The following is a 13,378-nucleotide window of genomic DNA, read 5'->3' as shown; positions in this document are numbered from 1 at the left end:
TGTGCCTGATCTCGCACTTCCCATCGCACACCTGCCACCCGCTCCGCGGTCACGGCCCGCTCGCGAACTCCCCGGCACGTTCCAGGAGGGCACGGACCTCCTCGGCCTCCGGAACACCGAGTTCCCGGTAGAGACGGAAAGCCAGCCGCCCGTGCTCCCCGGCCTGCCCCGGGCGCCCGAGCGCGAGATGGGCACGCGCGAGCCCGTCGTGAGCGCGCGCCCGCTCCGGCCGGTTACGCGTCACGTCGGCGAGCGCGAGCGCGGCCGCGTGCTCCTCGGCCGCCCGAGCCGGGTCGCCCGCCGCCTCGGCCAGCCCGTTGAGCGCGGCCGCCTCGTCGGCGGCGTTGCCGAGCCTGCGGTAGAGGGCCGCCGCCTGCTCATGGCGCATCCGTGCCTGGTCGAACTCGCCCTGGTGGCGGAGAACGACACCGAGATGGTTGAGGATCACCGCCTCTCCGGCGGGATTGCCGACCTTGCGATGGAGCGCCAGCGCCAGATCGAGATGGCGCCGGGCCTCCTGCGGGCGGCCGGCCCGATCGAGGACGAGGGCGAGGATGCCCAGCACGTGAGCCTCCCCCCAGGTGTCGGCGCCGATCCGGGTGAGGTCGAGCGCCTGCTTGAGGTACTGCTCCGCCCGCTCGTCCCACCGCCGCCGCAGGGCCACGTTGCCCAGTGTGAGCAGCGCCCGCGCCCGTTCGCGGGCCTCCTCGCACACCTCGAGAGCCTGGTGGGCGTGCTCCTCCGCCCGCTCGTACTCGCCGAGCCGCCAGTAGGTCCACGCCAGGTCGGTGAGCGCTCGCGCCTGAACCGCGCGGTCGCCGAGCCTGCGGCTGCGCTGGAGCGTCAGGGTGTGGAGCGTGAGCGCGTCGTCGTGGTGCGCCTGCCGGTCGAGGAAGGGGCGCATCGTCAGAGCCAGGAAACCGAGACAGATCTCGGGCCCGTGGACGGCGGTCGCGATGATGTTGGCACGCTCGGCGTCGAGCCAGGCGAGCGCCTCCGCGGCGTCGCGGACGGGCGCGACCGCAGCGGCCGGCTGCGGGATGCCCTCCCGCCGGCCGACGCTGTCGGGGAAGAGACGGTCCATCGCCGCCCGGGAGCGGTGCAGGTAGTAGGCGAGCAGCCGCATGACGGCACCGTCGTCCTCCGCGATCGAGCGGGCATGCTCGCGCAGCAGGTCGTGAAAGGTGTACCGGCCCGGTTCGAGCTGCAGGAGCATGTGGGCGTCGAGAAGACCCTCCAGAAGCTCCTCCGCCTCCTCCTCCGAGCTCCCCGCCAGCGCGGCCGCGCCGCACGGATCGATGTCGCGGCCCGGCACCAGCCCGAGCAGGCGGAACATGCGCTGCTCGGCCTCGTCCAGCTGCTCGTAGGACAGGGCGAAGGCCGCCGACACCCCGTCCAGAAGCCGTCGATGCTCCCGCAGCCGGCCCGCCAGGTAGGACACGCTCCAGCGCGGACGGTGCTGCAGGCGGGCAGCCGAGATCCGGATGGCGAGCGGCAGGTGCCCGCACAACCGCAACACCTCGCGTACGGCCTCCGGCTCACGGTGGGCGCGCTCGCCCACGATCCGCCCGAACAGCCCGGCGGCGTCCTCCTCCCCCAGCACGTCGACCGACAGGGCGTGGGCGCCGTCCAGATCGACGAGCCGCCGCCTGCTGGTGATCAGAACGAGGGTGTCGGAACGCCCCGGCAGCAAAGGACGCACGTGCTCGGCGTCGAAGGCGTTGTCCAGCACGACCAGCACGCGGCGATCGGCCAGCTCGGCACGCCACAGAGCGCCCCGCTCGACCGGCGTGACCGGAATACGGTCGGCGGGCACCCCGAGCTGGCGAAGGAGGGCCTCCAGCGCGGCGGCGGCCTCGATCGGCTCTTGTCCCGCGGTGTGCGCCTGCAGGTCGATGAAGAGCCGCCCGTCCGGATGGCGAGCGGCCAGCCGGTGGGCCGCGTGGACGGCGAGCGCGGTCTTACCGATCCCGGCCATGCCGTCGATCGTGACGACCCCCGGCCCGCGATGCTCACCCACGAGCCGCTCCAGCTCGACATTCCGCCCGGAAAAATCAGAAATGTCATAAGGCAAGAAGGTGGAGCGACGCGGCGAGCCGGAAGCCACCGGCCCCACCGGCACCGCGTCGGCCAACCGCAAAGCCGGATCATCCACCAGGACCGCCCGCTCCAGCTCGGCGAAGGCACGCCCAGGATCGAGCCCCTGCTCCTCCGCCAGAGCCGCGCGATAGGAACGCGCCGCCGCCAGGGCGTCGGCCTGCCGCCCCGCCCGGTGCAAGGCCAGGACGAGGTGGCCGTTGAGCTTCTCGCGGAGCGGAGCGGCACTCACCTGAGCGGCGAGCTCGTCGAGCAGACCGCCGTGCCGCCCGGCGGCGAGCTCGGCCTCCACCAGGCGCTCGTACGCCGACAGCCGCCGGTCACCCCAGAGCTCCCGGGCACCGCTGACATAGTGCGCGTGCACATCCTCCAGCGCCTCGCCACACCACAGATCCAGAGCCCCGCGCAGCTCCCCCGCGGCCACCAGCTCGGTGAACTCCCGCACGTCGAGCTGCCCGGGCTCGGGCTGCGCGACGTAGCCGCCGGCACGCGTCTCGAGAAGCCCTGCCGCTCCCACACCGCGCAACACCTTGCGGATCGCGGTGACCGAGGCGTGGATCTGCGATCGGGCGGTGTCCGGCCGATCATGACCCCACATCGCCTCGATCAGCCGCTCGATGCCGATCACCCGGCCGCCGTTGAGCAGAAGATAGGCCAGAACAGCCCGATGACGTGGGGCGATACCCGTCACAGGCACACCGTCGACGATCACCTGGACGGGACCGAGAAGGGTGAAACGCAGCATCGTCCCTCCAGCAACGTCGCATCGCGCGCGCATAGCGAATGTATCAATCCGGGCAGCCACTCTGATCTCACACGAACCGGGACGAAGGAAACACCATGGAAGCCCGCATGAAGAACCCCGCCACGCTCATCCCCGCCGCCGGCCGGCCCATCCAGGAGCTGATGAAGGCCGCCCAGTCGCAGGGCCTGCCCCAGGAGCTCATGGAGATGATCCACCTGCGGGTCAGCCAGATCAACGGCTGCAGCTTCTGCGTCGACGCCGGCCTGAAGAACCTGCGCAAGCTCGGCGAGAGCGACGAGCGCATCGGCCTGGTCGCCGCCTGGCGCGAGGCCCCGTACTACACCGACACCGAGCGGGCCGCGCTGGAGCTGGCGGAGGCCTCGACCCGGCTGGCCGACCGCGACGACGCCGTCTCCGACGAGGTCTGGAACAACGCCGCCGACCACTTCGACGAGCGGCAGCTGGCCTCGATCCTGCTGATGACCGCCGTCACCAACCTCTTCAACCGCCTGAACGCCCCGATCCGGCAGATCGCCGGCAGCTGGTGAGCGCCGGCCCTCGCGCAGGAGGCACCGCCATGTCCGTCGCCCGCTCACACCGCTACTCCGTCGCCGACGCCGACCTGGAGGAGTTCCTGGCCCGCCGGAGCTCGCTGATCGCGACCGTCCGGGAGGGACACCCCGGGCTCACCCGCGCCGTGCTGATCCACCTCGAGGACGGCACCTACACCGACATCTGGCACTGGGAGACCGCCGAGCAGATGGGCGCCGCGTTCGCCGCCCTGCCCACCTTCCCGGAGGCGCCGCTGGCCATGGCCCTGACCAAGGACGACACCGCCCTGAACGGCCAGGTCGTCGACGAGCGCTGAGACCTGCCGGCGGCCGGCTCCCGGATCTCCTGGCCGGGCCCTCGCTCCTCTCCCCGGCGCGAGCACGACCGGGCGCGCCGGTCGTGCCGGTCGTGCCGGCCGCGCCGCGGACTCCTCGGGAGAAGGAGCCGGCCGTCGACGGGCCGGTCAGGCCCAGGGGTCGAAGGGGATGCCGCCGGGCCTGGCACGCGCGAGGAGGTCCCCGAACCTGCCGTCGTTGATCTTTATGGTCGCGGAGCCGAAGTTCGCGTTCATCAGCCTGTCGCGCAGCCCGGTGCCCGGCCAGCCGTTCCAGTCCACCAGCGGGGGGTGGCGCCAGTCGCCGTAGTGGTTCTCCGGCGGCTCGTCGTTGCCGTTGGCGAGCCGGAAGAAGTGCGTGGACGCCCCGTCCTTGTGGTAGACGACCTTGGGGTGCGAGCCGTCGAAGCGCACCTGCGAGCGCGGGTAGGTCACGACGCCGCCGTGTTGCGTGGTCGAAAGATACTCCATCTGGTTGGACGCCTGGTCGACCCAGGAGATGACGTGTTCCCAGTCGTGACGGTGGCCGCCGAGGCTGATGCCGGGCAGCGCCTGGTCCTTCTCGAAGTAGCTGGCGTACACGATGGCGCACCAGCCGTTGTTGCACGTGGAACGGGCGTAGGTCTGCGAGTTGTCCAGGTCCGAGCGGTCACGGCAGTTGCCGTTGACCGCGCCGGTCGGGTTCAGCCCCGCAGCGAGGGTCCCGTCCGGCCCGATGGCGGGGGTGGCGTAGCAGCCGTCGCCGTCGTAGTCGTAGGCCGGAGAGAACGAGGCCTCGTACCCTCCGGCCGACTGGGGCAGGTTGTGCGGCGGGTCGGCGTAGGCCGCCGACGTGGGGATCACGACCCCCAGGGCGGTGGCGCCGAGCACGATCCCGAGCCGGGAACGCCCGCGCGTGAAGAACGCGGGCAAGAACGCGGGCAAGGACGCGGGCGAGGACGCGGGAAAGGACGCCCTCCTCCGCGACCCGGTCGCCGGCTTCGATGCCCTCGCGATGGACGTGAATGACGACAGCTTTCGCATTCTTCCGCTTTCTCGAAGGACTGGCTTCATGACCTGACGGCGCGCGGCGTGGTGCTCGCACCGGCGGCGTCGTCCGCACCGACGTGAGCATGCCTCGCGCTGTCACGGCACCACGGAACCGACACTTGATCAAGATCTTCGTGGCAAATGACGCCGACATGTATCGGCGGCGGTCGAAAGGTGAACCACGCGCGAAAGCTCATGATTCACCTCCCGGAGCAGCGGGGGCGCGCACCTCACCCCGCGCGATCCGCCGTTCGTCCCGGATGCCGTGCGCGGCGTGATCCGCCCTGTCGTGAACGCCCGCCCCGAACCGCACGCCGCCACGAGCCGGATCGTGGACCGGCTCCCTCATCAGTAGGCTGCGCCCATCGTTTCGAGGAAGCCGGGTGGACGCGCGTCAGCTGTCGTATTTTCTCGCCGTCGTCGAGCACATGAACTTCGGCCGGGTGGCCCAGCAGCTCCACATCGCGCAGCCGTCGCCGTCACAGGCGATCGTGACGTTCGAGCGGAAACCCGGTGTGCCCCTGTTCCACCGGGTCGGCCGCGGCATCGTGCTGAGCGACGCGGGCGCGCGGCTCGTCGAGCCGGCGCGCCAGGTGTTGCGGGCCGACGACGTCGATCCCGCGGCGCAACCGCTCGCCGCGCTCGCCCTGCCGCCGCGGATCGCCACCGCCTCGGACGCCGAGATCGAAGCCCTGGCCGCCTCACCGGATCCGGCCGCACGGATGCTGGGGGCCGAGCGGTGCGATCTGCCGTCCGGGATCCGCGTCGAAGACGCCCGAGCCGGGCGTCCACCGTCCTGATCGCGGATCATGCGCCGGAAGCGTCACCTTCTGACCTAAATGCGTTGGCGTCCTGGTCCTCGAGCGGACTAGCGTTGGCCTCCGTCATGCGCAGGAGGACGTGCCCCGTCTGCGCCTGCGAGCCAACAGCTGGGAGATCCGGGATGACCGCTCAACTCGTCGCGCTCTGCTTCGACGCGAACGACCCGCTCCGTCTCGCGCGCTTCTGGGCCGGAGTCCTGGGCTGGGAGACGGCCGACGACCCCCACGACGGCATCACGCTCCTGCCGAGCGACGACACCGGGTTCCGGATCCGATGCCTTCCGAGCCGGGAGAAGAAGACCGGCCCGAACCAGATGCACTTCGACCTGACGAGCACGTCCCTGGAGGACCAGCGACAGACGGTGGCCAGGGCACTCGAACTCGGCGCGCGGCACATCGACGTCGGGCAACGCCCGGATGAGGATCACGTCGTGCTCGCCGACCCCGAGGGCAACGAGTTCTGCGTCATCGGGCCGGACAACAAATTCCTCGCCGACTGCGGATTCGTCGGGGCGCTCGCGTGCGACGGTTCGCAGGAGGTCGGATACTTCTGGAGCGAGGCGCTGGGCTGGCCGCTGGTCTGGGACCAGGACCAGGAGACCGCGATCCGCTCGCCGCACGGCGGTCCGAAGATCACCTGGGGCGGTCCGCCGGTGGCGCCGAAGACCGGGAAGAACAGACTGCACTTCGACCTCGCTCCGCCCGCGCACGGTGATCAGCAGGCGGAGGTCGACCGTCTCGTCTCCCTCGGAGCGACGCGAATCGACATCGGCCGGCGCGAGGCCGGCCAGGTGGTGATGGCCGACCCCGATGGCAACGAGTTCTGCGTGTTCACCCCCCGCTAGCGTGACCGGCCCCGGGGACGGCGCGCCCGCGATCCACTTCGGTCACGGGTACGCGGCCCGATCGGCCGGGACCGTCCCCTCCCCCGGACAGCCCAGGCGGCTGTTCCGCCGCCGGTTTCACCGCAGGGTGAGTGGAATCTCCGAGTCGATGCGGGTCAGTTTTTCCGGGTTGCGGATGTAGTAGAGGCCGGTGATGCGGGCGTCCTGGACACTGATCGCCATGACGCCGTCGAGCTCGCCGTTCACGTGGACGAGGAGTGCCGGGCTGCCGTTGACCACGGTGGACTCGCCGGTGGGCGCGACCTCGGCCTTGCCGAGGCCGCCGGCGATGAAGCGGGCCACCTTGTCGGCGCCGGTGATCGGCCGCGGCGCGGCCTGCTTGAGGCCGCCGCCGTCGGCGATGAGGACGACCTCGGGGGCGAGCACGTCGAGGAGGCCTTGCAGGTTTCTGGTCTCGACCGCGCGCCGGAACGACTCCAGAGCCGCCCGGGTCGTACTCGGGGAGACCGCCTCGCGAGGGCGGCGGGCATCGACGTGCCGGCGGGCGCGGAGCGCGATCTGGCGGACGGCCGCGGGACTCTTGCCGACGGCGGCCGCGATCTCGTCGTAGCCGACGTCGAAGGCCTCGCGCAGCACGAAGACGGCGCGTTCGGTCGGCGACAAGGTCTCCAGGACGAGCATGAGCGCCATCGACACGCTCTCGGCGAGCTCGGCGTCGAAGGCCACGTCCGGCGCGGTGAGCAGCGGCTCGGGCAGCCAGGAGCCGACGTAGGTCTCCTTGCGGCGTCTCATGGCGCGCAGCCGGTTGAGCGACTGCCGAGTCGTGATCCGGACCAGGTAGGCGCGCCGGTCGCGTACCTGCCCCAGGTCGACCTTCATCCACCGCAGCCAGGTCTCCTGCAGGACGTCCTCGGCGTCGGCGGCCGAGCCGAGCATCTCGTAGGCGACGGTGAAGAGCAGGTTGCGGTGGGCGACGAACACCTCGGTCGCCGCGTTGACGGTGTGGTCACTCATTTCTCGCGCTCTCTCCTTCGTGGCCGCCCCTGGTCGCCGGAGACGCTCGCCGGGCCGCCCGTTCAGCGGGTGGCCAGCGTCTCACCGCGCCTGGCCCGCAGCACCTGCCGGCGCCTGCCATCCTTGGCCCAGGCCGGGAAGTCGAGCGAACCGGGCTTGCGCGCCTGGTGGGCCAGCTGCCAGACAATGCTCTTGCAAATGGACTCCTTGATCCTCGCGCCAGGGCGGCCCCCGATGTGGAACCGCATCGCGACGTCGTTCCTGTGGGTGAGCTGGAAGATGCCGGCCCGGCGCCCCAGGCTGATGCACTGGGCGACGAACGCCAGGGCGAGGGGCGCGGGGTCCTCGCCCGCGATCCGGCTGAGCACCGTGTCGGCGGCGTGCGGGCCCAGCTGGACCGCGGCCTGGCAGCTCATCCGGAACGGCAGATCCGACGGTGCCGCCGAATCCCCGGCCGCGACGATGCGCACGTCGTCCACACTGGTCAACGTCTCGTCCGTGCGCAGACGGCCCAGGGCGTCGGTGCTCAGCCCGCTGCGGCCGGCCAGATCCGGCACGCCGAAGCCGGCGGTCCAGATGGTCACCGTGCTCGGCAGCTCGCGGCCGTCGCTGAGCCGCACGGCGTCGCGGGTCACGGCCGTCACCGTCGCGCCGGGGCCGTCGAGCACGCTCACCCCGAGTTCGGCCAGCCGCCTGGCGACCGAGCGCCGGCCCCGCGGGTGCAGGTACGGGCCGAGCACCTCGCCGCACACCAGGGTCACGCTGCGGCCGGCCTCCGCCAGCTCGGCGGCGGCCTCGATGCCGGTCGGACCGGCTCCGACCACCGTCACCACGGCCGTGGCGGGAGCGGCGTCGACGACGGGCCGCAGCCGCTGCGCCTCCTCCAGGGTGGCGATCGGGTAGGCGAACTCGGCCGCTCCGGGCACGCGCGGATCGGCGCTGCCACTGCCCACCGCGTAGATCAGGTAGTCGTAGCCGACCGTGGCGCCGGTCGCCAATGTCACGCCACGCTCGGAGGCGTGGATCCGTGTCACGGTGTCGACGACCAGCCGGACGCCCTCGGCCAGGACGTCCGCGTAGTCGACGACCGCCTCGTGGGACCCGCCCACCAGCTGGTGCAGGCGGATCCGGTCGACGAAGGCCGGGCGCGGGTTGATCAGGGTCACCGTCACGTCGTCGCGCCGGGTCAGGCGATTGGCCGCCATGACGCCGGCGTATCCGCCGCCGATCACGACCACGTCGGTGTTCTCGGTCATGGTGTGTCTCCTTCGTCTCCAGAGGTACGACCACAAGACACCGCGTGATTGATCGTTGTGACAGCACGTGAGACAGATCACTCCAGCCGGGTTCCGCAGGACATCCGGGTCGACTCCGACCTCGCGGCGACCGCGCGGCCGCACCCCGGCCCGTACGCACGAAACCCGTGCGCACGGGAAAGGCCCGCCCCCATGGGGGCGGGCCCTGCGCTGTCTGTGGGGGTGGTCAGCGGAGGACGGGGTGGCGGCGCACCAGAGGGGTGGTGGCCCACCAGGCGCCGATGCCCCAGGTGGTACCGGCGCCGATCCGCCTGGCGCACCCGACGACTCCGACCAGCCGATCGGCGAGCGTGAGCCGACACCGACGACCCTCCCTCACACGAAAGGGAACACGTCACCAAGACCCCATCCTCGGCGCGACCGTGTCGCGGCTGTCCACACGGACGATCGCCCGGACCCGCGTCGCGACCGCCGTCAGGTGATCGGCGGCGTGGCTCTAGCCGAAACTGCTCCGGTAGGTGTGGGGACTGACGCCGACGACGCGTTTGAACCGGTCGCGGAAGGCGGTGGGCGAGCCGAAGCCCACCTGGGCGGCGATACGTTCCACGGAATGGCGGGTGGTCTCCAACAGGTGCTGGGCCCGGCGGACACGGGCCCGGTGCAGCCACTGCAATGGTGTGGTGCCGGTCTGCTCACGAAAGCGTCGTATCAGGGTGCGGGTACTCGTGCCGGCGTGGCCGGCGATGTCCGCCAGGGTGAGATCGCGGGCGAGGTTGTCCTCGATCCAGCGCAGGAGAGGTTCGATGGCCGAGCCGCGGGGGGTGGGCGGGTACTGCTGCACGATGAACTGGGCCTGGCCGCCCTCGCGTTCCAGCGGCATGACGGACAGCCGGGCGGCGTCGGCGGCGACCGCGGAGCCGTAGTCGCGGCGGATCATGTGCAGGCACAGATCCAGCCCCGCCGCGGCGCCGGCCGAGGTGAGGATCTGCCCGTTGTCGACGTAGAGCACGTCCGGGTCGACGTCGATGTCGGGGTAGGCGGTGGCGAGCCGGGTGGCGGCCAGCCAGTGGGTGGTGGCGCGCAGCCCGCCGAGCAGTCCGGCGGCGGCGAGGATGAAGGTGCCTGAGCAGATGGAGGCGATCCGGACGCCGTCGGCGGCGGCTCCGCGGAGCGCGTCACGGACGGCCGGCGGCAGGGACCTGGCGGGATCGGCGGTGCCGGGCACGATGACCGTGTCCGCGTCCGCGAGTGCCTCCAGTCCCCACGGGGCGCGCAGGGTGAAGAGGCCGGCGTCCACGTCGGGCCGCTCGGCGCAGACCCGCACCCGGTAACCGGGGCGGCCGTCGGGCAACCGGGTGCGGGTGAACACCTCGATGGGGGTGGACAGATCGAAGGGGATCACCTGATCCAGCACGAGAACGACGACGGTGTGCATGGCGAGAACATATCCCCGCACCGGATTCCCGCCAACGGCTCCCAACTGCCCTTCGTCGGCCCGCGGGGCACGAACAGCCGTTGGCGATAACCCGTTGGGAATTGTCATTCCTGCCACTAGGAGCCAGGAGACGCCGCTGGCTAGCCTCGACCGCGTCCCGACACTTCTCAACGAAACGGACACCTTCGTGATCGCCTGGCTCGATACCGTCACAGCCTTCGCGTTCCTCCGCGCGGACGGCGCCGCGGGCACCTCCGCCGCGCCGGGCGGCCGCCGGCAGGAAGGGCACCGACGATGAGCCTCGCCGCACCGATCATGATCGGCGTCGTGTACGTGTGCCTGATGTCCCTGATCCGCGAACCGCACCGACGCAGGTTCAACGCGATCATGGTGGCCGGAGCCGGCGCCGCCTACCTCAGCGGCGGGGGTTTCGGCCCGTGGGAGTTCGCCTTCACCGCCGCCATGACCTACTGCGCCTACCGCGGCCTGGAGTCGTGGACGTTCATCGGCATCGGGTGGCTGCTGCACACCGGCTGGGATCTGCTGCACCACCTGCACGGCAACCCGATCATCCCCTTCGCCGACCACTCCTCCCTGGGATGCGCCATCTGCGATCCCGTGATCGCCGTGTGGTGCCTCTCGGGTGGCCCCCCGGTCACCGCCCTGCTCCGCGCGCGTCTCGGCCGGCCCCGCGTCGAACCGCCCACGACGCCACCGCCCTGATCGCACCGGCACGCATCCCCTCCGGGCGAATCCTGCACGGCGTGGCCAGGTGCTGGGGCCTGTACGGACTTCGGATCTTCTGGGGGTCGAAGGCTTCGGATCCACGAGATGGCTCCGCGTAGATGCAGGCCGGCGAGGTAGCTTTCGGAGGTCTTGTCGAAGCGGAAGGCCGGTCCGCGCCACTCCTTGATCCGGTTGACGCAGCGTTTCGCCGTGTTGCGTTGCTTGTAGAGCTCTGCATCATGGCTGACCGGGCGGCCGCCGCGGGGGCGGCGTTTCTTGCGGTTGGCCGCCTGGTCGGCCTTTTCGGGGATGTCGTGGGTGACGGCCTTGATGCGGCGCTTGCGTAGACAAAGACGGTTACCGCGGGAGGAGGAGGCCTTGTCGGCGGCCACCGTGGCCGGACGAGTGCGCGGTTGGCCGATGGGCGGGCGGATCGTGACCCCGGGCCAGGGCAGCGCGAAACTGCGGGTTGTCGCCGGCGCCTGTGGCGGGCCCCGGCGGCGATCCGCATACGGGCGCGGTGTGGAAGACCGTCCGCGCGTGCGGGGCCGCCGCTCAGGGCCCATCCTTGCCGGCCGCGGACTTGCGCGTGGCGTGCGCTTTTCCGGTACTGCGCAGCAGGGCGGACTGGTCGAGGGCGACGTCTCGGGCCGCGCCGGTGAAATCGGCGAGGAACCGGAGTTGGTCGGTGGTGCAGGCCGTCAGGCGCTGCTGCAGGAAGACGGCCATCGGCCGGTAGAGCTCGCCGAGCTCGGCGAGGCGGTCGGGCAACTGGCTGATGATCACGCGTCGGCGGTCACCGGGGTCGTGCTCGCGCCGGATCAGCCGCTGTTCCTGCATCCGGTCGAGCATCTTCGTGACGGCGCCGGTGGTCATGCCCATGCGCTCCGCGATCTGCGTGGGGGTCACAGCCTGGCCCGAGCCCACCAGGTTCAGACAGTGCAGGTCGTTGACCGGCACGCCGAGCTGGTCGGCCACGGCGTTCTGAAACAGCGTCGTCGCGCTGACGAACTGCGGGATCAGCGCGACGACGGCGGCCTCCAGTTCTCCTCGTCCCTTTGACATCTCGCTCCTCGGCAAAGTAGCTTCCTTAAGAAGTAATCATCTTGAAGATGCTACTTCTTCAAGTTGTTGACTCACCGTGAAGGGTAACCAATGAAAGCTCTGATCATCGGCGGCGGAGTCGCCGGGCCGGTGGCGGCCCTGGCGCTGCAGAAGGCCGGCATCGACTCGACCATCTATGAGGCCCACCCCCTCAGCGCGCACGGCGTGGGCGCCTCGATGGGGCTGTCCACCAACGGGCTGGCGGCGCTGCGAATCCTGAACGTCCACCGCGCCGTCGCCGACGCCGGATTCCCCTGCCCGCGAGGCGTCATGTGGCTCGGCGACGGCCGACGACTGGGTGAAGACGTCCCGACCCCCCTGTCAGACGGCACGACGGCCGTCCAGATCCTGCGCGCCGACCTGTACGCCGTGCTGCACGATCACGTCACAGTCAAGGGTGTGCGTACCGAGTACGGCAGACGCCTCGTCGAGGTCGGCCACCGCGGACAGCACGTCGTCGCACGCTTCGCCGACGGCGGCGAAGCGGTCGGCGACGTGCTCATCGGCGCCGACGGCATGCGTTCGACGACCAGGCGATTCGTGGCTCCCGACGCCCCCCGCCCCCGCTACTGCGGCGTCTTCGGCACCAACGGATTCGCAGAACTCGACCTGAAGGGCGAGCCCGGCACCTTCCACATGGTGTTCGGCAAACGAGCGTTCTTCGGCTACGCGCGACACCAGGACGGCCGCGTCTGGTGGTTCGTCAACATCCCCGCCGGTCAAGAACCCTCCCCCGCCGAACTGGCGGCGATCCCCGCCGGACAGTGGCACCACCGGCTGCAGGAACTCCTCTCGGCCGACACCTCGCCCGCCGCTCGGATCGTCCAGGCCACGCCGGCCGGGTACGACTGGTTCGTGTCCCACCAGATGAAAGCGCCAAGAACCTGGTACCGGGGCCGGACCGTACTGATCGGCGACGCCGCCCACGTCACCTCTCCCAGCTCGGGACAGGGGGCCGCGATGGCCATGGAGGACGCCGTCGAGCTCGCCCGCTGCCTGCGCGACCTGCCGGTGGCCGACGCTTTCGCGGCCTACCAACGGCTTCGCGAGGGACGCCTGCGCAAAGTGCACGCCGGTGCCCAGCAGGTCAACCGGAGCAAGTCCGCCACCGGACCGGGCCGAGTGATCCGCGACGCGATGTTCCCCGTGCTCATGAAGCGGCTCGGCGGCCCGCAAGCCCTCAGCTGGCTGTACGACCACCGCATCGACTTCGACGACAAGGTCACGACCTGAACGGGCACGCCCATCCGACGGTGTTCGCGATGCGGACGACGAGCGAACGGGTGAGGAACCGTCTGGTCGCCCATGCCGACCTCCTGGCGGCTGTTCGTACCCAAGGAATGGGACGACGACGCTGCACGCCGCTTCAGGGCCTGTACGGAGTCGAGATCACAGGGATTCGCCTGCGCTTTGGTCTGCG

At 70.9% G+C, this 13,378-nt stretch carries 13 protein-coding genes and 1 pseudogene; 7 read left to right on the top strand and 7 right to left on the bottom strand.

Annotation, left to right across the window (positions count from 1 at the left end; translation table 11 throughout):
• Positions 1-49: 49 nt before the first annotated feature.
• Positions 50-2,842, bottom strand: a complete 2,793-nt coding sequence (locus ACVCAG_RS36400) for a BTAD domain-containing putative transcriptional regulator (protein ID WP_447191224.1) — start codon at positions 2,840-2,842, stop codon at positions 50-52.
• A gap of 95 nt (positions 2,843-2,937) precedes the next feature.
• Between ACVCAG_RS36400 and ACVCAG_RS36395 the strand changes: the two genes are divergently transcribed.
• On the top strand, positions 2,938-3,390 hold the full coding sequence (locus ACVCAG_RS36395) for a carboxymuconolactone decarboxylase family protein (RefSeq protein ID WP_440088311.1): 453 nt from the start codon (positions 2,938-2,940) through the stop codon (positions 3,388-3,390).
• Between the two features lie 29 nt (positions 3,391-3,419).
• A complete protein-coding gene (locus ACVCAG_RS36390) occupies positions 3,420-3,710 on the top strand; it encodes a hypothetical protein (RefSeq protein WP_440088310.1) in 291 nt (96 codons plus the stop codon).
• A 147-nt stretch (positions 3,711-3,857) separates the two neighbouring features.
• On the opposite strand, the gene ACVCAG_RS36385 is transcribed toward ACVCAG_RS36390, so the two are convergent.
• A complete protein-coding gene (locus ACVCAG_RS36385; protein WP_447191223.1) occupies positions 3,858-4,598 on the bottom strand; it encodes an NPP1 family protein in 741 nt (246 codons plus the stop codon).
• Between ACVCAG_RS36385 and ACVCAG_RS36380 the strand changes: the two genes are divergently transcribed.
• The 3 genes from ACVCAG_RS36380 (at position 4,585) to ACVCAG_RS36370 (ending at position 6,423) form a co-directional block, all read left to right on the top strand.
• Entirely contained in the window at positions 4,585-4,788 is a 204-nt protein-coding gene (locus tag ACVCAG_RS36380) for a hypothetical protein (RefSeq protein ID WP_447191222.1), read from the top strand. The genes ACVCAG_RS36385 and ACVCAG_RS36380 overlap by 14 nt on opposite strands.
• Positions 4,789-5,140: 352 nt before the next feature.
• Positions 5,141-5,557, top strand: a complete 417-nt coding sequence (locus ACVCAG_RS36375; protein WP_447191221.1) for a LysR family transcriptional regulator — start codon at positions 5,141-5,143, stop codon at positions 5,555-5,557.
• Between the two features lie 143 nt (positions 5,558-5,700).
• Positions 5,701-6,423 (top strand): VOC family protein, encoded by a 723-nt coding sequence (locus tag ACVCAG_RS36370; RefSeq protein WP_447191220.1) that lies wholly within the window; start codon positions 5,701-5,703, stop codon positions 6,421-6,423.
• A gap of 117 nt (positions 6,424-6,540) precedes the next feature.
• On the opposite strand, the gene ACVCAG_RS36365 is transcribed toward ACVCAG_RS36370, so the two are convergent.
• The 3 genes from ACVCAG_RS36365 to ACVCAG_RS36355 all read right to left on the bottom strand — a co-directional run bounded on the left by ACVCAG_RS36365 (position 6,541) and on the right by ACVCAG_RS36355 (position 10,128).
• Complete coding sequence (locus tag ACVCAG_RS36365; protein ID WP_440089886.1) at positions 6,541-7,437, bottom strand: RNA polymerase sigma-70 factor; 897 nt, start codon at positions 7,435-7,437, stop codon at positions 6,541-6,543.
• Between the two features lie 62 nt (positions 7,438-7,499).
• Positions 7,500-8,693 (bottom strand): NAD(P)/FAD-dependent oxidoreductase, encoded by a 1,194-nt coding sequence (locus tag ACVCAG_RS36360; RefSeq protein ID WP_447191219.1) that lies wholly within the window; start codon positions 8,691-8,693, stop codon positions 7,500-7,502.
• 496 nt (positions 8,694-9,189) lie between these two features.
• A complete protein-coding gene (locus tag ACVCAG_RS36355) occupies positions 9,190-10,128 on the bottom strand; it encodes a helix-turn-helix domain-containing protein (RefSeq protein ID WP_440089231.1) in 939 nt (312 codons plus the stop codon).
• A 294-nt stretch (positions 10,129-10,422) separates the two neighbouring features.
• On the opposite strand from ACVCAG_RS36355, the gene ACVCAG_RS36350 reads away from it, so the two are divergent.
• Positions 10,423-10,851 (top strand): DUF6010 family protein, encoded by a 429-nt coding sequence (locus ACVCAG_RS36350; RefSeq protein ID WP_440089230.1) that lies wholly within the window; start codon positions 10,423-10,425, stop codon positions 10,849-10,851.
• 89 nt (positions 10,852-10,940) lie between these two features.
• Here the strand turns inward: ACVCAG_RS36350 and ACVCAG_RS36345 are convergent.
• Both ACVCAG_RS36345 and ACVCAG_RS36340 read right to left on the bottom strand, forming a co-directional pair.
• Positions 10,941-11,334: pseudogene (locus ACVCAG_RS36345) on the bottom strand (IS5/IS1182 family transposase); the annotation flags it as partial.
• Positions 11,335-11,409: 75 nt separating this feature from the next.
• Positions 11,410-11,919, bottom strand: a complete 510-nt coding sequence (locus ACVCAG_RS36340; protein ID WP_440089228.1) for a MarR family transcriptional regulator — start codon at positions 11,917-11,919, stop codon at positions 11,410-11,412.
• A 90-nt stretch (positions 11,920-12,009) separates the two neighbouring features.
• On the opposite strand from ACVCAG_RS36340, the gene ACVCAG_RS36335 reads away from it, so the two are divergent.
• Positions 12,010-13,191, top strand: coding sequence for an FAD-dependent oxidoreductase (locus ACVCAG_RS36335; RefSeq protein WP_447191218.1), 1,182 nt, complete (start codon positions 12,010-12,012; stop codon positions 13,189-13,191).
• Positions 13,192-13,378 lie beyond the last annotated feature (187 nt).

It is taken from the genome of Streptosporangium sp. G12 (genome assembly GCF_052983175.1).
The sequence above is the reverse complement of the archived record's forward strand: the minus strand, read 5'-3'. Positions and strand labels throughout refer to the sequence as shown.